This window comes from Agromyces sp. NPDC056965, assembly GCF_042673425.1.
GTDB lineage: Bacteria > Actinomycetota > Actinomycetes > Actinomycetales > Microbacteriaceae > Agromyces.
Map to the genome: position 1 here is coordinate 1 of NZ_JBHURI010000086.1, position 16,681 is coordinate 16,681.

A 16,681-nucleotide genomic window follows, 5' to 3' on the forward strand; every position below is an offset into this window, starting at 1 on the left:
GGGTGAGCGCAGGCTCACCGCCCGACCCGGTTACAGCGCCCGCAGGATGTCCTCGACCCGCGCCTTCGCGTCGCCGAAGAGCATCTGCGCGTTGTCGCGGTGGAACAACGGATTCGCCACTCCGGCGTAGCCGGCCGACATCGAGCGCTTGAAGACGATGACGTTCGACGCCTCCCACACCCGCAGCACCGGCATGCCCGCGATGGGACTGCCCGGGTCTTCGGCCGCCGAGGGATTGACGGTGTCGTTCGCCCCGATCACGAGCACGACCGAGGTCTTCGCGAAGTCGTCGTTGATCTCGTCCATCTCCTCGACGATGTCGTACGGCACCTTCGCCTCCGCGAGCAGCACGTTCATATGCCCGGGCAGCCGGCCCGCGACGGGGTGGATGCCGAAGCGCACGTCGACGCCGCGCTCGCGCAGGCGGCTCGTGAGCTCGGCCACGGGGTACTGCGCCTGTGCGACGGCCATGCCGTAGCCCGGCGTGATGATCACCGACCCCGCGTCGCGCAGCAACTCCGCGGCATCCGGTGCCGTGACCTCGCGGATCTCGCCCGCCTCCTCGTCGTTCGACGCGGTCGGCGCCGCGATGCCGAAGCCGCCCGCGATCACCGAGATGAACGAACGGTTCATGGCCTTGCACATGATGTACGAGAGGTAGGCACCCGAGGAGCCGACGAGCGCACCGGTCACGATGAGCAGATCGTTGTTCAGCAGGAAGCCCGCCGCGGCCGCGGCCCAGCCCGAGTAGCTGTTGAGCATCGAGATGACGACCGGCATGTCGCCGCCGCCGATGGATGCCACGAGGTGCCAGCCGAGCGCGAGGGCGAGGGCCGTCACCACCACGAGGAGCCACAGCTCGGGGGTGATGACGTACCAGACGGTGAGCACGACGAAGGCGACGAGGGCACCGAGGTTGAGCACGTTCTTGCCCGGCAGCATGAGCGGCGCCGACGACATGCGGGCCGAGAGCTTCAGGAAGGCCACGATCGAGCCCGTGAAGGTGACGCCGCCGATGAAGACGCCGATGAAGACCTCCGCATGGTGGATGTCGAGGAGGGCTCCGCTCATGCCCGTGACCTCGAGGGCGCCGTTCCAGCCCACGAGCACCGCCGCGAGGCCGACGAAGCTGTGCAGCAGGGCGATGAGCTCCGGCATGCCCGTCATGGCGACGACGCGCGCCCGCCAGAGGCCGATCGCACCGCCGACGAGCACGGCGACGACGAGGAGGATGAACCCGGTCGTCGCCTGCGGCGAGCCCCAGGCTCCGGCGAACGTCGCGTACACCGTGGCGATGAGCGCGATCGTCATTCCGGCGATGCCGTAGCCGACACCGGCTTTGGCGGTGTCATGCCGGCTGAGCCCCGCGAGGCTCATGATGAACAGCAGCGCCGCGACGATGTAGGCGGCTCCGGCGATCGACGCCGGGGTCAGCAGGGTCGTGGCCTCTGCGGCGGTCACGAGATCAGCCACGTTCGGCTCCAGTCTTGGCGTTGTCGGCAGCTCCGCGCGCGAACATCGCGAGCATGCGTCGGGTCACGGCGAAACCGCCGAAGATGTTGATGCTGGCCAGCAGCACGGCGACGGTCGCGATGATCTGCACGACGAGCACGTCGCTCGTGATCTGCACCATCGCGCCGACGATGATGATGCCCGAGATGGCGTTGGTCACGCTCATGAGCGGCGTGTGCAGCGCGTGCGCCACCTTGCCGATCACGTAGAAGCCGACGACGACTGCGAGCACCAGCACCGTGAAGTGCTGCGGCAGCGGAGCCGGAGCGATCGCGTTCACGGCGAAGAGGGCCGCGATGCCGATCGCGACGAGCACGACCTTCTTCACGGGCGACATCGGGCTCTTGGGTTCGGGTGCGGCCGCGTCATCCTTCGCACCGGTCGCGGCTGAAGCGGATGCCGCGGCTCCGGGAGCCGCTGAAACCTGCACAGGGGGTGGCGGCCAGGTGACGGCGCCGTCTCTCGCGACCGTCACCGATCGCTGCACGACGTCGTCGAAGTCGAGCACGAGCTCGCCGTCCTTCGCGGGCGTGAGGAGCTTCACGAGGTTCACGACGTTCGTGCCGTAGAGCTGCGACGCCTGCGTGGGCAGGCGCGACGCGAGGTCGGTGTAGCCGAGGATCACGACGCCGTTCGGCGTGACGATGCGCTCGCCCGCGACGGATCCCTCGACGTTGCCGCCCATGCCCGCCGCCATGTCGACGATGACGCTGCCCGACTTCATGCTCGCGACGTCGGCCGCGGTGATGAGTCGGGGTGCCGCGCGGCCCGGGATGAGCGCGGTCGTGATGATGATGTCGACGTCGGCCGCCTGCTCGGAGTAGATCTCGGCGGCGCGCCGGTCGTAGTCCTCGCTCGTCGCCTTCGCGTAGCCGTCGGTCGACTGCTCGACCTCGACCTCGACCTTCAGGTACTCGCCACCGATCGACTTGACCTGGTCGGCGACCTCGGGCCGCGGGTCGGTCGCCCGCACGATCGCGCCGAGGCTCGAAGCAGCGCCGATCGCGGCGAGGCCGGCCACGCCGGCACCCGCGACGAGCACCTTCGCCGGCGGCACCTTGCCGGCCGCAGTCACCTGGCCGGTGAAGAACCGTCCGAACTCGTGCGCCGCCTCGACGACGGCGCGATAGCCGGCGATGTTCGCCATCGAGCTCAGCACGTCCATCGACTGCGCACGGGAGATGCGCGGCACGGCGTCCATCGCGAGCGCCGTCACGCCGCGGCCCGCGAGGGCCTCGAGCAGCTCGGGCTTGAACGCGGGCGCCAGCAGCGCGATGAGCGTGGCACCCGGGCTCAGCAGTGCGATCTCGGCCTCGGTCGGGGCGTTCACCTTCAGCACGAGATCGCTCGCGAACGCGGCGGAGCCGTCGACGAGCCCGGCGCCCGCCGCGACGTACGCGTCGTCGGGGAATGCCGATCGCGCTCCGGCTCCGGCTTCGACGACGACCTCGTACCCGAGGGCGATCAGCTGCGTGACGGTCGCCGGTGTGGCGGCGACGCGGGTCTCGGGTCTCTGCTCGGTGACGACCCCGATGCGCGTCATGCGGTACTCCTCATTCGTCTTCTCCATCGAAGCGGCGCTCGTCCTGCATCTTCACCATCGCAGTCGGGCACCTCATTCGTCTTCTCCATCGAAGCGCTCGGCTTCACCATCGAAGCGGCAAGCCCGGTCGCTTGCGCTCGCTCAGCGTAGAACGCAGGTGGCGATGAATGGGAGGAATTCGCCCGAATCGGCGGCGAAGGAACTGCGGTTCTTTCACGCCGCGGAATTCTGCTCGTCCGATGATCGAGCGCGGCGTTCTAGTATCGGACGATCAGAGTTGGTGCCGTCCGGCATCAGGAGGGCGGGCCGATGGTCACCGACGATGCCAGCCGGGCCGGGTCGCAGACACTGAGCCGCGGCATCCGGATTCTCGAGGTCCTGGCCGACGCCGACCGCGCACTCTCGATCGACGAGGTCGCCGCGTCCCTCGGCGTGCATCGGTCGGTCGCCTACCGCCTCGTGCGCACCCTCGAGCACCACGGCCTCGTCACGCGCGACGCCGCGGGGCGCCTCACCCTCGGCACCGGGCTCGCGGCCCTCGCATCGGGCGTCGCGCGCGACCTGCAGAACATCGCGGTGCCCGAGCTCAACGCCGTCGCCGACGAACTCGGCATGACCTGCCTGCTCGCCGTGCTCGCCGACGCCGACGAGGCGGTCACGCTCGTGAGCGCCTCGCCGCGCCAGTCGGTCGCAGTGGTGTCGTACCGGCCGGGCCACCGGCACCCGATCACGCGCGGTGCGCCCGGCAAGGCGATCCTGCTGAGCCTGCCCGAGGGCGCCTGGCCGGCCGAGGTGCCGGGCGGCCTCCGCGCGGAGATCGCCGAGAGCCGCCGCCGCGGGTACGCCCTCAGTCACGACGAGGTCCTGCCGTCGCTCGCATCGGTTGCGGTGCCGCTCATGCTGCCCGGGCAGCCGCCGGCGTCGATCGCGGTGATCCACGTCTCGTTCGCACGGCCCGAGGCCGAGATCGCCGAGCGTCTCCGGCTCGCCGCCGAAGCGGTCACGCGCGCGTACGGGGCCTGACCCGCTCGAGTCGGCGGGCCCCGTCGCGACCGCTCAGCGTGCGAGCATCGCCCCGCGGAAGAACTCGGCGAGCTCGCCGGTCGCCGACAGCGGCAGCACCTGCGCGACGTACTGATCGGGGCGCACGACCACGACCACGCCGCCCCGCGCGAGACCGCGCTCCTCGAAGATGTCGTCGGCCGGGTCGGTCGCGTAGACCTTCTCGTAGTCGGTCAGCCCGAACGGGCCGTTCTTCGGCAGGAAGACCGCGGGCACGTCGCCGAGGTCGACCTCGAGGTGCGGCTGCTGGTAGACGACCTTCACGTCGAAGAAGTCGTCGAAGTTGCCGCCATCGGGCGTGTGCACGGTCAGCGGCGACTCGGATGCCTCCGCGAGCCACTTCGCCCAGTCGGCGAGTGCCGAACCGTGCTGGGCGGGAGCCGCGGCATCCGCGAAGGCGTAGATGCGCCAGCGGCCGTCGGCTCGGTGGTGGTGGCCGAGCTGCACCGGGTTGCCGTCGCAGACGCGCTCGACCGGTGCCGACCTGAACCGCTTGCCGACCGTGTACCCGGTCGCGAGGGCCTGCTGCTCGGGCGAGCCGACGATCATCGACGGGGCGTACTGGGTCATGAACCCGGCCGGGAACTCGAAGGTCCGCACGTAGAAGTCCTCGAGCTCGGCCGGGTCGCCGAGGTCTTCGGGCTTCGTGGCCATCAGCTTCGACCACTCCCGATCGAAGTCGATGAGGTCCTTCGCGACGACGTGGCGCTCGTCGTGGTAGCTCTCGAGCAGCTCTTCGGAGGCGCGGCCGTCGAGCACGTGCCCGAGCTTCCAGCCGATGTTCCAGCCGTCCTGCATCGAGACGTTCATGCCCTGGCCGGCCTTCGCACTGTGCGTGTGGCAGGCGTCGCCGGTGATGAACACGCGCGGCGTGCGAGTGCCGTGCTCTTCGAGCGGCACGTCGTCGAACCGGTCGGTGAGGCGGTGGCCGACCTCGTAGACGCTGTGCCAGGGCACGTTCTTCACATCGAGTGCGTACGGGAAGAGGATGTCGTTCGCCTTCGCGATGATCTCGTCGAGCGTCGTCTTGCGCACGGCGCCGTGATCGTCGGCGGCGACCTCGCCGAGGTCGACGTACATGCGGAAGAGCTGCCCGCCCTCACGCGGGATCAGCAGGATGTTGCCGGCCTCCGACTGGATCGAGCACTTCGTGCGGATGTCGGGGAAGTCCGTGACGGCGAGCGTGTCCATGACCCCCCACGCGTGGAACGACTGCGCGCCGAGGTGCTTCGCGCCGATCGATTCGCGCACCTTGCTCCGGGCGCCGTCGGCGCCGACGACGTACTTCGCGCGCACGGTGCGGCGCTCACCGGTGAGCTCTCCCTCGAGCGCGGCGGCGTGCGAGGCATCGCCCGCGCCGACGCCGACGCCGGTGACCCGCTCGAGCGTGACGGTGACGGGGTACTCGGGCAGCGAGCCGTCGGCCCCGGGCCGGGCGACCTCGAGTCCGACGAACTCGTACCCGTAGTCGGGCGTGACGCGGCCGGGGGAGTTGCGCGCGTACTCGGCGAAGTAGTCGAGCACGCGGGCCTGGTTGACGATGAGGTGCGGGAACTCGCTGATGCCGGCCGGGTCGTCGGGCGTGACGGCGGCTCGGTGGATCTCGCGGGGGTTCTCGGGCGAGGGCTTCCAGAACGCCATCTCGGTGATGCGATACGCCTCGGCGATGATTCGCTCGGCGAAGCCGAACGCCTGGAAGGTCTCGACGCTGCGCGCCTGGATGCCGTCGGCCTGGCCGATCTCCAGACGGCCGCCGCGACGTTCGACGATGCGCGTCGAGACGCCGGGGAACTGGGCGAGCTGCGCCGCGGCCACCACGCCGGCCGGACCCGAGCCGACGATGAGCACGTCGACCTCGTCGGGAAGCTCTTCGGGGCGATCGATGCCGATGCCGGCCGCGGGCAGCACTCGCGGATCACCGGACACGTAGCCGTAGTGGTGGAACTGCACAGCTTCTCCTCACTGCTCTGTGGGCACGTCTCGGTGGAGCCTCGGGCCCCACCGTCGTGTTCGATAATGGAACTCGTCATTCTCATATCGCGCAGTCAGTGTAAGCCCGTGTTCGCGCGTCCGCCAACTCCGTCGTGCGCATGCGAAGACGGGGCCGACCGAAGTCGACCCCGCCCTGCGACATCCGCTCACCGTGCTCGCCGTGCTCGCTGTGTCTCGCCGGCTCAGGAGACGGCGTCGTCCGCCCGCTCGCGCGCGGTCGTGCCGGCCTGCTCGGGGATCAGCTTGAAATCGGTGAGCAGTTCGCCGACCTGCGTGCCGTCGAGCCGCTTCATCAGGCGCTCGCGCAGGAACTTCGGGCCGGGCAGGTCGACCGCCTCGCCGTCGCGCAGCCGGCTCGTGGCCTTGAGCAGGAACCGCACGTCGTACGTCGACCCGAACACCTCTGGCACGCCGCGGTCGACGCCGAGCAGCTGGTAGGCCGCCTCCATGCCGGTGCGCACGGAGTACTCGGTCGTGAAGATGCAGTCGCGCGTCGTCTCGGCGAACTGCCCGATGAACGCGAAGTTGACGGCGCCCTCCGGCACCACCTGCGGTCGATCACCCGCATGCCTCGGCATGAAGAACGACGTGACGTACGGCATCATGACCGGAATCGTCCTCGCCGCGTTCGCCGCGAGCTCGGGGATGAGCTCGACGGGAACCCCCATGTGGAACAGCCACTCCTGCGTGATCTCCTCGCCGGTGCACTCCTGCATCGTCTTCTTCACGTAGTCGCCCGGCACGTCGACGAACAGGCCGTAGACCCAGACCACGATCTGGTCGGCGGGCTGCTGCTTGAAGTGCGGCTGGCGGTTGACCGTCCAGCTCATGAGCCAGCTCGAGTCGCGAGCCGTCACGATGCCGCCGGTCACGACGCGGCCGCTGAACGGGTCGCGCTGCGCGATGCGCTCGATGTACTCCGGAATCCGCTTGTCGAGGGTCGTGACGGTCGCCGACTCCCACTTCGTCTTCGGGATGTCGCCGCAGAACACCTCGGGGCGACCGAACGACGGATGCTTCGCCGCGATCCGGCGCCACAGGTCCCACGCGGGCGCGGGGCCGGTGTCGAGCTTCGCCGGGGTGTCGTGGTCGCCGTCGTTCGAGTTCTCGGTGAGCGAGCCGATCGTGGCGAGCACGAGGTCGTGCTCGCCGAGGTCGACCCCGCCCTCCGCACCATCCCGGACCCAGTTGATGCGCGTCGCCTGCTTGCGCGCGCCTGCGGCGGCTCCGTCACTCCCGTCGCCGTCGCCGTCGCCGAACGCGAAGTCGATGTCGGTGACCTCGGTCGAGAAGTGGAAGGTGACGCCCTGGTCGAGGAGCCATCGGTACATCGGCAGCACGAGCGACTCGTACTGGTTGTACTTCGTGAACTTCAGCGCCGAGAGGTCGGGGAGGCCGCCGATGTGATGCACGAAGCGATGGATGTACAGCTTCATCTCGAGCGCCGAGTGCCACTCCTCGAAGGCGAACATCGTGCGCCAGTAGAGCCAGAAGTTGCTCTTCAGGAAGTCGGCGCCGAAGACCTCGTCGATGCGCCTGCCCTCCATCTCCTCGCGCGTGGCGAGGAAGACCTTCACGATGTCCTTCTGCGCGGCGTCGTTCAGGGTGAAGAGCTTGTTCGTGTGCGCGTCCTGCCCCTGCTGTTCGGTGACGCGGCAGAGCGAGAAGTTCGGGTCGTCCTTGTTCAGCCGGTAGAACTCGTCGAGCACGCTCGCGCCCTCGACCTCGAGCGACGGGATGGATCGGAACAGATCCCAGAGGCACTCCATGTGGTCCTCCATCTCGCGACCCCCGCGGATGACGAACCCCTTCTTCGGCTCCTTGATGCCGTCGAGCGCGCCGCCCGGCAGCTTCAGCCGCTCGAGGATCGTGATCCGATCGCCCGTGAGCTGCCCGTCGCGGATCATGAAGACCGCCGACGACATCGACGCGAGACCCGCGCCGACGAACCATGCGGTCTTCCCGTCGACCCCCTCGGGCTTCCTCGGGCGCGCGAACGCCTCGTAGTTGCCAGTGCTGTAGTACATGCATCCCCCTTCGTCGCGCTGCGACGATGCGCAGCGCACCGCTTCCGACGCTAGCCGAGTCGGCGCGAATCGCGCCCGCACAGATGTGCAGGCGCAGCGGTCGGCGGAGTGGGGTGCAGGCGAAGCTAGGCTTCGAGCGTGACCCAGCCCAACGTGCGCCCCAAGATCGTCATCACCAGCGTCGACTCGGCGCCGGCGGATCTCGCGGCGCAGCTGCCCGTGCACGCCGAGCTGGTGCGGATCCTGCCGGGCCCCGACCGGCCCGACTACAGCCTGGCCATCGCGAAGAAGCCGATCCACTTCCGCACCACCGTCGCCGCCCTCCGGCAGGCCGGCGTCGACCCGAGCGCGGCGGACCCGCAGATGATCAGGGTGCACGACGACGGCACGGCCGACCTCGTGGTCTTCGGACTGGTGATGTGCGCCAGGCTCGCGGGCGAGACGATCCACCTCGCGATGAAGGACTTCCCGGTCAGCATCGCCTACATCATCGACAACACCCAGCTCGGCGACCCCGAGGTGGACTTCTCCAAGAGCTACTTCGCCGCGGTCGGCTTCGTCAGCATGGACGATGCCGACGGTCCGGCCGCGGGCGGCTGACCGGCCTTTCGCGCACGCCGCCGGGCGCCCAGGAATACGAACGCGCCGAGTGCGATGATCGCGCCGAGGATGCCGAGCGCGAGCGGACGGAGCGTCTCGGTCCAGGGCCACGTCGGACCCTCGAGCACCAACCCGTCGATGGGGTACTCGAGCACCTTCGCCGTCCACTGCGCGGTTGCCACGTCGGTCGTTCGCGCGAGGTCCTGCAGCACGGCGTCGTACGCGAAGCCCGCCTGGCGGTGCGGGTACTGCACCGGATCCATCCCGGGGACGACGGCGCGCCCAGTCGCACCCGGGACGACGAGACGATCGAGCCCGACCCCCGTCTCGGCACGCGGCACGAAGGTGAGTCCGTGGCGTGACTGCACGGGCCCGTCGCCCACGGCGACCGTGCCGACGGCGAGCGACTGCCCATAGGTGTCGAACACCGATGCGAGTTCGATCTCGCCGACGCCCTCGGCGAGTTGGACCCCGATCCGCGGCCGGTCCCAGCCGAAGGCGGTGTTGAACGCCACGACGGCATCGGATGGCTCGAGCCGCGCCTGCTCCAGGGTCGCGGCGCCGTCGGGGTCGAAGTGCGGCCATTCGATCGCGCGAGCCGCTTCAGCCGCGGCATCCGCACCGATGAGGCGGTCGACGGCGTGCAGGGTGCCGTCGATTCCCGACAGGATTCCGGCGGTGCTGATGACACTGCCGTCGTCGACGTACCGGGTGCCGCGCACCCAGTCGACGGCCGGGTAGGCGTCCTGCCATCCGTCGAGGCGGAGCCAGTGCGCGGTGGCCCGGTGGCCGTCGAGGAGGCCGGCCGAGGCGACCACGGCGGCACCGTTGCAGACGCTGAGGAGCAGTGTCCCGCCGTTCACCTGGGTCTCGAGCCAGTCGGTGACGGGCTCGGTCGTGGGCTTGCCGACGTCCGGCATGGCCGGAACCACCACGAGGTCCGCCGAGCCGCCCAGCAGTTCCCCGAGCTCCGCGAAGGTGAGGTCGGGCACGAGGTCGAGCCCGCCGGTCAGCGGCACGGGGCGCGAACCGGATGCCACGGTGTAGACGTTGAACGCCCCGGTGGTGGCGAGTATCTCGTAGGGGGCGAGCGTGTCGGAGACGACGGCGCCGTTGGTGCCGACGACGACGACCGCCGTCGGCTTGGCAGGGTCGTGCTCGATCGGTGCCGGCGCGTGGGAGGCGCCGTCGGTTCGCGGCTCGTTCAGGGCGAGGGCGCCGATGACGGCGGGTGCGCCAAGGGCTGCGGGAAGGGCCACCGCGGCGAGCACGACCACGATGACTCGCATCAGTGTGCGCATCGGGCTCACCACCCGTACTCGTGGCGGCGGCGCAGCATCGCGATCAGCATGGCGGGCAGCATCAGCACGTGGCCGATCGTCATCACCGCCATGTCGGACAACGCCCCGATCCAGTGGAACGGCAGCACCACGAGGAACGACAGGTACATCGCCGCGCACATCTCGGCGATGGCCGGCAGGCCGTGGCCGCGGATCCTCATCCACACGGCCATGCCGATCGACATGTCGGTGGCCATCACCAGTGCCTGCGCGGTCGTGTCCTCGCCGAGCTCCGGCCAGGCCCACGCCCAGACGAGGCCCAGCACGGCCATGCCCACCACCATGGCGATCACCATCTCGACCCCGTGCAGCACGAATCGTCGTACCGATGGGCGCAGCGTCGTCTCGTCGTGGTTCATCTCGACTCCTCTTCGGATCCGGTGTTCGGACACTGGAATCCTCCGCGGGGCGCGAGCGCGCGTCAGGTGCAGAAGGTCATGATCGGGGTCACATTCGACGGGTGACCCAGCTGGTGCGAACCGGTGGAGCGGTCAGAGGATGCCGACGTCCCGCGCTCGGAGGGCGGCCTGCGTGCGGTCGCGTACCTGGAGCTTCGCCAGCACGCTGGTGACGAGGTTCTTCACCGTGCCCTCGGCGAGGAACAGGGCTCCGGCGATCTCGCGGTTGCTGCGGCCCGCAGCGAGCAGCCGCACCACGTCGACCTCCCGTTCGGTCAGCGGATGCTCCGGCGCCGGAGCATCCGGCGGCAATTGCGCCACTCGCGCGACGACCTTCGCAGCCACCGACGGCTGGAGCACGGACTCGCCCCGGTCGGCGGCGACGAGTGCTTCGAGGAGCCTCGCCGAGGTCACGTCCTTCAGGAGGTATCCGACGGCACCGGCACGGAGCGCGGCGAACACGTCGTCGTCGTCGTCGAAGGTCGTCAGGGCGAGGACGCGGACGTCGGGTTGCTCGGCCCGGAGCCGCGCGGTGGCGGCGATGCCGTCGAGCACCGGCATCCGCAGGTCCATGAGCACGACGTCGGGATGGAGCCGGCTGCTGCGCCGCACGGCCTCCTCGCCGTTGCCGGCCTCGCCCACGACCTCGATCCCCTGCTGCACCTCGAGCAGGGTGGTGAGCGCCTCGCGGAAGAGCGCCTGGTCGTCGGCGATGAGCACGCGGATCGTCACCCGGGCACCACCACGGTGAGGGTCGCACCGGTGGTGCCGACCGGGTCCAGCGAGATCCGTCCGCCGAGGTTCGCCATGCGCTCACGCAAGCCGGTGAGACCGTATCCGTCGCCGGGCGTCGCGGGAAGACCACGGCCGTCGTCACGGACCTCGAGCCTGACCTGCTCCTCACCGGAGAAGTCGAGGACGACGGTCGTGCTCGTCGCGCCGGCGTGCTTGCGCACGTTGGTGAGGCCTTCCTGGGCCGCACGGAACAGCGACTCGTCGACCTCGGCGCGGATCGCCCGTGGCCGGCCGAGCACCTCGAGCTCGGTCGGCACACCGGCTTCGGTCGCCTCGCTGGCGAGCGCCTGCAATGCCTCCGGAAGCGACGGCCGGTGCTCACGCAGGGCGGCGACCGACCGTCGCACCTCGGCGAGGGCCTGACCCGACTGATCCTGCGCCGTCGCGAGCATCGCGTCGAGACGCTCGGGCTCGGCGGTGCCGATGACCGCGCGTGCCGCCTCGAGCTGCATCTGCACGACGGTCAGGTGATGCCCGACTCCGTCGTGAATGTCGCGTGCGAGCCGGTTGCGCTCCTGGATGACCGCCAGCTCCTCGGCCTGTGTCGCGTATCCGCGCAGCCGCTCGTTGGCTTCGGCGAGCTGGGCCCTCGCCTTCTGCTCCCGCACGAGGAGCCAGGTCACGACGAGCGTGAACGTCGTGGCACCGAGGGTGCCGAGTCCCTCGCGCAGTCCGCCCTGCCAGTCCATGCCGAGATGCACGAGCGGGATGACGGCGGCGACCACCGCCGCAGCCGGCAGCGGAAGGAGCAGGACGCTCTGCGAGACGAGGACCACGAGCAGCAGGATCGAGCCGACCGCCGCCCCCGAGAGCGAGAACAGCACGAAGCCGATCGGCAACTGCACGGCGACGTACGCCACCGCCCACCAGATCGAACGGCCCTGCACGAAGCGGAACCCGAAGATCGCGAGCAGGGTGAATGCGAGTCCGACGAGCATCGTCGGCAGCAGTTGCTGCTCGAAGCTCGCGGACCCGAGTGGCAACGTCAGGTACGCGACGACGGTGAGGATAGCCAGGGCCCACTGCACGGTTCAACTGTGGAGTGCTCGGTGCCCCAGGTCAACCGTCGGGCCGGGCCGCCGGGCTACCCGCCGCCGCAATGACCCCGTCGGTTCTTCGGTCAGCGCCTGCTGGCATACCGGGCCGCACCGACGATGACGGCCAGCGCTGCACCGAGCGCGGACACCAACGGCACTGCGACCACGGCGAGGGCGATCGTGTTGGGTCGGAACTTCAGCCCGTCGGGGCCGCCGATGTAGGCCCCGATCGGCACGGAGTAGCCACCGCCACCGCCGCCGCTTCCCTCTCCCCGGCCGGCCGGGGTCTTCTCGGATTCCGGCATTTCGCCGGAGCCCTCGCCTCCGCCGAAACCGAAGGCCACGAGGGCCACGGGCACGAGTTCGCGCCCGTCGACCGTGGTCTTCTCGCCGTACGCCACCTTCGCGCCCCACGCGGGCACTGATTCCGCCAGGTTCTCGATGAGCTTCGCCATAGCTCGACGGTACGCTCGATGTTCCCGCGCGGCTAGACGTGAACGCGTTCGTGCACGCCGATCCGCCCTCGCAACCCCGTGCGCGGTCGACCTACCAGACGGTGCCGCCCCCGACCGAGATGCCACCCCAGGTGAGCGCGATGAAGATCGCGGCGAACACGACGGGCGCGATGCCGGTACCGCCGCGCGCGAGGCCCTTGAACAGGCCGATCACGGCCAGGATCGCGGCGATGATCGAGAGGCCGCCGCCGACGATCAGCCCGATGAACAGCGGGATGGGCATGAGCACGAGGCCGGCCAGCGCCAACCAGAACGCGGCCCAGGCAGCTGGATTGGAACGGCGGTCGAGAGAGGAGGACATGCTCCATTATCTGGTGCGCGCGTGCCCGCAGGCTGTGAGAACCGCGCTGGACGCGGACACGTCGATGGCGGAGCCACCCCGTCACGGCGGTCTCATCACGTCGGCCGACTCCTGGCCGACGCGGCGTTCGCTGAGTAGCCTGCGGGCATGAGTGAACTCAGCAGCGTGGAAACGGTCGATGCGTTCATGCGCGCGTTCCGTGAGCAGGACGCAGAGCGCGCAGAACGCCTCATGGCCGACGATTTCGTATTCACGAGTCCTCAGGACGATCACCTCGACAAGGCCACCTGGCTCCAGCGATGCTTCCCGACCGCAGATCACTTCGACCAGCCGGCTCGAACACTCCAACTCGTCGAGGTCGATGGGGTCGTACTGCACCGCTATGAGTACCTGGTGAACGGACGGAAGTGGCGGAACACCGAGGCGACGACGGTCGTCGACGGTTGCGTGCGTGAGGTGGAGGTCTACTTCGGCGGTGCGGTCGACTGATCGAGGGCCGGTGGAACCGTCTTGCGCATCACGGTCTTGCTCTTGCCGATGTGACGCTCGAAGGTGAACCCCGCCTTCTCGAACATGGCCCTCGTGCCGTTGTGGAGGAACGAGGACGACGTCTTCTTGCCGGGGGTGAGCTCATTGGGGAACGAGACCACCTCGCCCCCGCCGGCCTGCGCGATCAGCTCGAGCGCGCCGTCCAGCACCTCGCGTGCCGCGCCCGACCGTCGGTGGTCGCGGTCGACGAAGAAGCAGGTGATGCGCCACGGTGCCGGCTTGGTCTCGCCCGCGTCGTACTGCTTGCGGTGGTAGATGTTCGGCAGTTCGACCGGACTGCCGTACTCGCACCACGCGATCGCGTCGTCGCCGTCGAAGAGGAGCGCGGCGTGCGCGACGCCCTCCGCCACGAGTCGCTGCTTGAACGTCGGTCGGTCGACCTCGTCCTTGACGGTGTGCTCGGTGTCGTCGTGGAAGTACGAGCAATAGCACCCGCCCCAGACCCCGTTGTGCTTCTGCGCGAGCGCGAGCCAGGCCGGGAAGGTCTCGGGAGTGAGCGGCTTGATCACGTGCGAAGTCTCATCGGCCATGGCAGCATCCCGTCGTCGGTGCTGCCAGTCTGCCGACCGGCTCCGACGTTCGACAAGGGTCGGCTCGGCCGGGCGGCCGGAATCCGCGGCGACTTCATCGACGACGAGTACTCGGCTACGGGGAGGGCTGTCGATCCGTACTCGCTGCGGCGTATCGCCGGGCGAGCGTCTGAATCGCCTCGGTCAGTTCGGCCGGGCCGTCGACGGTGAAGTCCTCGTCGAGCAGGGCGAGGTACACCGCGACGGTCATGGGGTGGTCGGCGCCGGTGATCAGGACGCAGCGCTCGTCGTCGATCGCCTCGACGAGGCCGACCGAGGGATCGATCTTCTCGGCGACGGTGGTCGCCGGCGCGTGCACGAGGACGCGGGCTCTGAACCGCCACCCGGCCGAGGCGACGCCGCGCAGCACGTAGGCGGCGACGTCGTCGGCGGGCAGGCCGCGGGGCTCGAACCGTCGCCGGGTCGGCTGGCGCAAGGCCATGCGGTCGACGCGGAAGCTGCGCCAGTCGTCACGCTCGAGGTCGAACCCCACGAGGTACCAGCGGCGGCCCCAGCTGACGAGCCGGTACGGCTCGACTCGTCGAAGCGAGGCCTCGCCCTGGAACGGCGTGTACTCGAACCTCAGCCACTCGGCGCGCTGTACCGCCTGGGCGATCGTGGCGAGCGTCGGGGACTCGACGCTGGGCCCACGGTCGCGGGTCTGCGGCGCGGTCGCCACTGCCAGCGCGTTCACCTGCTCGGCCAGCTGGCGCGGCAGCACGTGCTCGAGCTTCGCAAGAGCCCGCGCCGCGCTGGCATCGATGTCGGCGACGGCGTTCGAGGTGACCTGGTGCAGCGCGATGGCGACGGCGATGCCCTCGTCGTCGTCGAGCATCAGTGGCGGCAGGTCGGTGGCGCGGTCGAGACGGTAGCCGCCCGCTCGTCCGCTGGTGGCGTCGATGACGTAGCCGAGCTCGCGCAGGCGCCCGATATCCGAGCGGATCGTGCGGGTCGTGACATCCAGTCGGCCTGCGAGTTCGGTCGCCGACCAGTCGGGTCGCTGCCGGAGCAGCGCGAGCACCTGCAGCACACGGGTCGCGGTCTCTTTCACGGATCCCCTCGATTCGCGGAAGCTATTGTTCCGCATTCATTTCTACCGTGAGGGCATGACGAACAGCGAGCCGATCACCGGCATCAACCAGACCACCTTCCCGACGACCGAGGCGGGCGACGAGCAGGTCAGCCCGTTCACGTTCTCGATTCCCGCCGCGGATCTCGGCGACCTGCACGACCGTCTCGCCCGCACGAGGTACACGACCGAGGTGCCCGGCGGCGACCCGGCGTACGGCGCGAGCCTCGCCAAGGTGCGCGAGATGGCCGAGTACTGGCGGGACGAGTTCGACTGGCGCGCCGTCGAGGCGCGACTGGCCGCGTTCCCGCACTTCACGACGACGATCGACGGACAGCCGATCCACTTCCTGCACGTGCGCTCCGCCGAGCCGAACGCCTTCCCGCTCGTGCTCACCCACGGCTGGCCGGGGTCGTTCGCCGAGTTCGCCGACATGATCGGCCCGCTCGTCGACCCGGTCGCGCACGGCGGCCGCGCCCAGGACGCCTTCCACGTGGTGGTGCCGAGCTTCCCGGGTTACGCCTTCAGCGGTCCCGTCACCGAGGCCGGCTGGGGGTCCGCCCGGGTCGCGAAGGCGTGGGACACGCTCATGAAGCGACTCGGCTACGCGCGGTACGGCGCGCACGGCGGCGACGGCGGATCGTTCGTCGGTCGGGAGCTCGGAATCCTCGCTCCCGAAGGGCTCGTCGGCACCCACGTGCTGCAGCTGTTCTCCTTTCCGAGCGGCGACCCCGCCGAGTTCGAGCAGCTCGGACCGAAGGACTTCGAGGCGCTCGAGATCCTGAAGGACTTCGGCGAGATCTCGGCGTTCGCGTCGCTGCAGTCGACCAGGCCGCAGACGCTCGCGCACGCCCTCGCCGACTCCCCGGTGGGTCAGCTCGCCTGGAATGAGTTGATGGCGACGTTCGACCGGCCGACCGAGCTCAGCCGCGACCAGATCCTCACCCACGTCTCGCTGTACTGGTTCACCAACACCGCGGGCTCGGCGGCGCGCCAGTACAAGGAGGACGCACGGTTCAACGCCGGCGAGGGCGTCGGCGCGCGCATCAACCACGCGCCGACGGGGGTCTCGATCTTCAAGAACGACTTCCGGTCGATCCGCGTGTTCGCCGAGCGCGACAACGATCAGATCGTGTTCTGGAAGGAGCACGAGATCGGCGGCCACTTCGCCGCGATGGAGGTGCCCGAGGTGCTCGTCGGCGACCTGCGCGAGTTCTTCCGCCCCCTGCGATGACCTGATGTCACGGCACGGCCGCACCCTCGGTGGGGGGCGGTGCGCGGATCGGTCCCGGGCGGGTGGCGGGTGCGTCGCCGGTCCTAGGTCCCGTGACGGACGCGGGCGGCGGGCCCCGGTACGCGACGACGGTGGTGG

General features: G+C 69.7%; 15 protein-coding genes and 1 pseudogene. 4 read left to right on the forward strand and 12 right to left on the reverse strand.

Features of this window, described 5'->3' with window-relative positions:
- Positions 1-30: 30 nt before the first annotated feature.
- Together pntB and ACFTQE_RS17180 are read right to left on the reverse strand one after the other, a co-directional pair.
- Entirely contained in the window at positions 31-1,377 is a 1,347-nt protein-coding gene (gene pntB, locus ACFTQE_RS17175) for a Re/Si-specific NAD(P)(+) transhydrogenase subunit beta (protein ID WP_376926226.1), read from the reverse strand.
- An 88-nt stretch (positions 1,378-1,465) separates the two neighbouring features.
- Positions 1,466-3,055 carry a Re/Si-specific NAD(P)(+) transhydrogenase subunit alpha gene (locus ACFTQE_RS17180; RefSeq protein ID WP_376926212.1) on the reverse strand — a complete coding sequence of 530 codons (1,590 nt, stop codon included), beginning with the start codon at positions 3,053-3,055 and terminating at the stop codon, positions 1,466-1,468.
- A 309-nt stretch (positions 3,056-3,364) separates the two neighbouring features.
- Between ACFTQE_RS17180 and ACFTQE_RS17185 the strand changes: the two genes are divergently transcribed.
- Positions 3,365-4,078 (forward strand): IclR family transcriptional regulator, encoded by a 714-nt coding sequence (locus tag ACFTQE_RS17185; protein ID WP_376926213.1) that lies wholly within the window; start codon positions 3,365-3,367, stop codon positions 4,076-4,078.
- Between the two features lie 33 nt (positions 4,079-4,111).
- Here the strand turns inward: ACFTQE_RS17185 and ACFTQE_RS17190 are convergent, their stop codons facing one another.
- Together ACFTQE_RS17190 and ACFTQE_RS17195 are read right to left on the reverse strand one after the other, a co-directional pair.
- Positions 4,112-6,067, reverse strand: coding sequence for an FAD-binding monooxygenase (locus tag ACFTQE_RS17190; protein ID WP_376926214.1), 1,956 nt, complete (start codon positions 6,065-6,067; stop codon positions 4,112-4,114).
- Positions 6,068-6,291: 224 nt separating this feature from the next.
- Positions 6,292-8,136, reverse strand: a complete 1,845-nt coding sequence (locus ACFTQE_RS17195; RefSeq protein WP_376926215.1) for an oleate hydratase — start codon at positions 8,134-8,136, stop codon at positions 6,292-6,294.
- A 138-nt stretch (positions 8,137-8,274) separates the two neighbouring features.
- Between ACFTQE_RS17195 and ACFTQE_RS17200 the strand changes: the two genes are divergently transcribed.
- Positions 8,275-8,736, forward strand: coding sequence for a hypothetical protein (locus tag ACFTQE_RS17200; RefSeq protein WP_376926216.1), 462 nt, complete (start codon positions 8,275-8,277; stop codon positions 8,734-8,736).
- On the opposite strand, the gene ACFTQE_RS17205 is transcribed toward ACFTQE_RS17200, so the two are convergent.
- The 6 genes from ACFTQE_RS17205 to ACFTQE_RS17230 all read right to left on the reverse strand — a co-directional run bounded on the left by ACFTQE_RS17205 (position 8,673) and on the right by ACFTQE_RS17230 (position 13,122).
- Complete coding sequence (locus tag ACFTQE_RS17205; RefSeq protein WP_376926217.1) at positions 8,673-10,025, reverse strand: DJ-1/PfpI family protein; 1,353 nt, start codon at positions 10,023-10,025, stop codon at positions 8,673-8,675. The genes ACFTQE_RS17200 and ACFTQE_RS17205 overlap by 64 nt on opposite strands.
- Positions 10,026-10,042: 17 nt before the next feature.
- Positions 10,043-10,435 carry a hypothetical protein gene (locus tag ACFTQE_RS17210; RefSeq protein ID WP_376926218.1) on the reverse strand — a complete coding sequence of 131 codons (393 nt, stop codon included), beginning with the start codon at positions 10,433-10,435 and terminating at the stop codon, positions 10,043-10,045.
- Between the two features lie 132 nt (positions 10,436-10,567).
- Positions 10,568-11,206, reverse strand: a complete 639-nt coding sequence (locus ACFTQE_RS17215; protein ID WP_376926219.1) for a response regulator — start codon at positions 11,204-11,206, stop codon at positions 10,568-10,570.
- On the reverse strand, positions 11,203-12,297 hold the full coding sequence (locus tag ACFTQE_RS17220; RefSeq protein WP_376926220.1) for a sensor histidine kinase: 1,095 nt from the start codon (positions 12,295-12,297) through the stop codon (positions 11,203-11,205). The genes ACFTQE_RS17215 and ACFTQE_RS17220 overlap by 4 nt, the downstream gene beginning before the upstream one ends.
- A gap of 92 nt (positions 12,298-12,389) precedes the next feature.
- Positions 12,390-12,761, reverse strand: coding sequence for a hypothetical protein (locus tag ACFTQE_RS17225; protein ID WP_376926221.1), 372 nt, complete (start codon positions 12,759-12,761; stop codon positions 12,390-12,392).
- A 91-nt stretch (positions 12,762-12,852) separates the two neighbouring features.
- Entirely contained in the window at positions 12,853-13,122 is a 270-nt protein-coding gene (locus tag ACFTQE_RS17230; RefSeq protein ID WP_376926222.1) for a hypothetical protein, read from the reverse strand.
- A 231-nt stretch (positions 13,123-13,353) separates the two neighbouring features.
- On the opposite strand from ACFTQE_RS17230, the pseudogene ACFTQE_RS17235 reads away from it, so the two are divergent.
- A pseudogene (locus ACFTQE_RS17235) lies at positions 13,354-13,470 on the forward strand (hypothetical protein); the annotation flags it as partial.
- A gap of 116 nt (positions 13,471-13,586) precedes the next feature.
- On the opposite strand, the gene ACFTQE_RS17240 reads toward ACFTQE_RS17235, so the two are convergent.
- Together ACFTQE_RS17240 and ACFTQE_RS17245 are read right to left on the reverse strand one after the other, a co-directional pair.
- On the reverse strand, positions 13,587-14,201 hold the full coding sequence (locus ACFTQE_RS17240) for a GNAT family N-acetyltransferase (protein WP_376926223.1): 615 nt from the start codon (positions 14,199-14,201) through the stop codon (positions 13,587-13,589).
- A 115-nt stretch (positions 14,202-14,316) separates the two neighbouring features.
- The gene (locus tag ACFTQE_RS17245) at positions 14,317-15,291 is read right to left on the reverse strand and encodes a helix-turn-helix transcriptional regulator (protein ID WP_376926224.1); all 975 of its coding nucleotides are present in this window, start codon (positions 15,289-15,291) and stop codon (positions 14,317-14,319) included.
- Between the two features lie 55 nt (positions 15,292-15,346).
- Here ACFTQE_RS17245 and ACFTQE_RS17250 point away from each other — a divergent pair, with 55 nt between their 5' ends.
- The gene (locus ACFTQE_RS17250) at positions 15,347-16,543 is read left to right on the forward strand and encodes an epoxide hydrolase family protein (protein WP_376926225.1); all 1,197 of its coding nucleotides are present in this window, start codon (positions 15,347-15,349) and stop codon (positions 16,541-16,543) included.
- Positions 16,544-16,681 lie beyond the last annotated feature (138 nt).

Coding starts and splice junctions, on each gene's coding strand:
- pntB (WP_376926226.1), bottom strand. CDS start 1,377: ATGAGCCTCGCGGGGCTCAGCCGGCATGACACCGCCAAAGCCGGTGTC.
- ACFTQE_RS17180 (WP_376926212.1), bottom strand. CDS start 3,055: ATGACGCGCATCGGGGTCGTCACCGAGCAGAGACCCGAGACCCGCGTC.
- ACFTQE_RS17185 (WP_376926213.1), top strand. CDS start 3,365: ATGGTCACCGACGATGCCAGCCGGGCCGGGTCGCAGACACTGAGCCGC.
- ACFTQE_RS17195 (WP_376926215.1), bottom strand. CDS start 8,136: ATGTACTACAGCACTGGCAACTACGAGGCGTTCGCGCGCCCGAGGAAG.
- ACFTQE_RS17205 (WP_376926217.1), bottom strand. CDS start 10,025: ATGCGAGTCATCGTGGTCGTGCTCGCCGCGGTGGCCCTTCCCGCAGCC.
- ACFTQE_RS17210 (WP_376926218.1), bottom strand. CDS start 10,435: ATGAACCACGACGAGACGACGCTGCGCCCATCGGTACGACGATTCGTG.
- ACFTQE_RS17225 (WP_376926221.1), bottom strand. CDS start 12,761: ATGGCGAAGCTCATCGAGAACCTGGCGGAATCAGTGCCCGCGTGGGGC.
- ACFTQE_RS17230 (WP_376926222.1), bottom strand. CDS start 13,122: ATGTCCTCCTCTCTCGACCGCCGTTCCAATCCAGCTGCCTGGGCCGCG.
- ACFTQE_RS17240 (WP_376926223.1), bottom strand. CDS start 14,201: ATGGCCGATGAGACTTCGCACGTGATCAAGCCGCTCACTCCCGAGACC.
- ACFTQE_RS17250 (WP_376926225.1), top strand. CDS start 15,347: ATGACGAACAGCGAGCCGATCACCGGCATCAACCAGACCACCTTCCCG.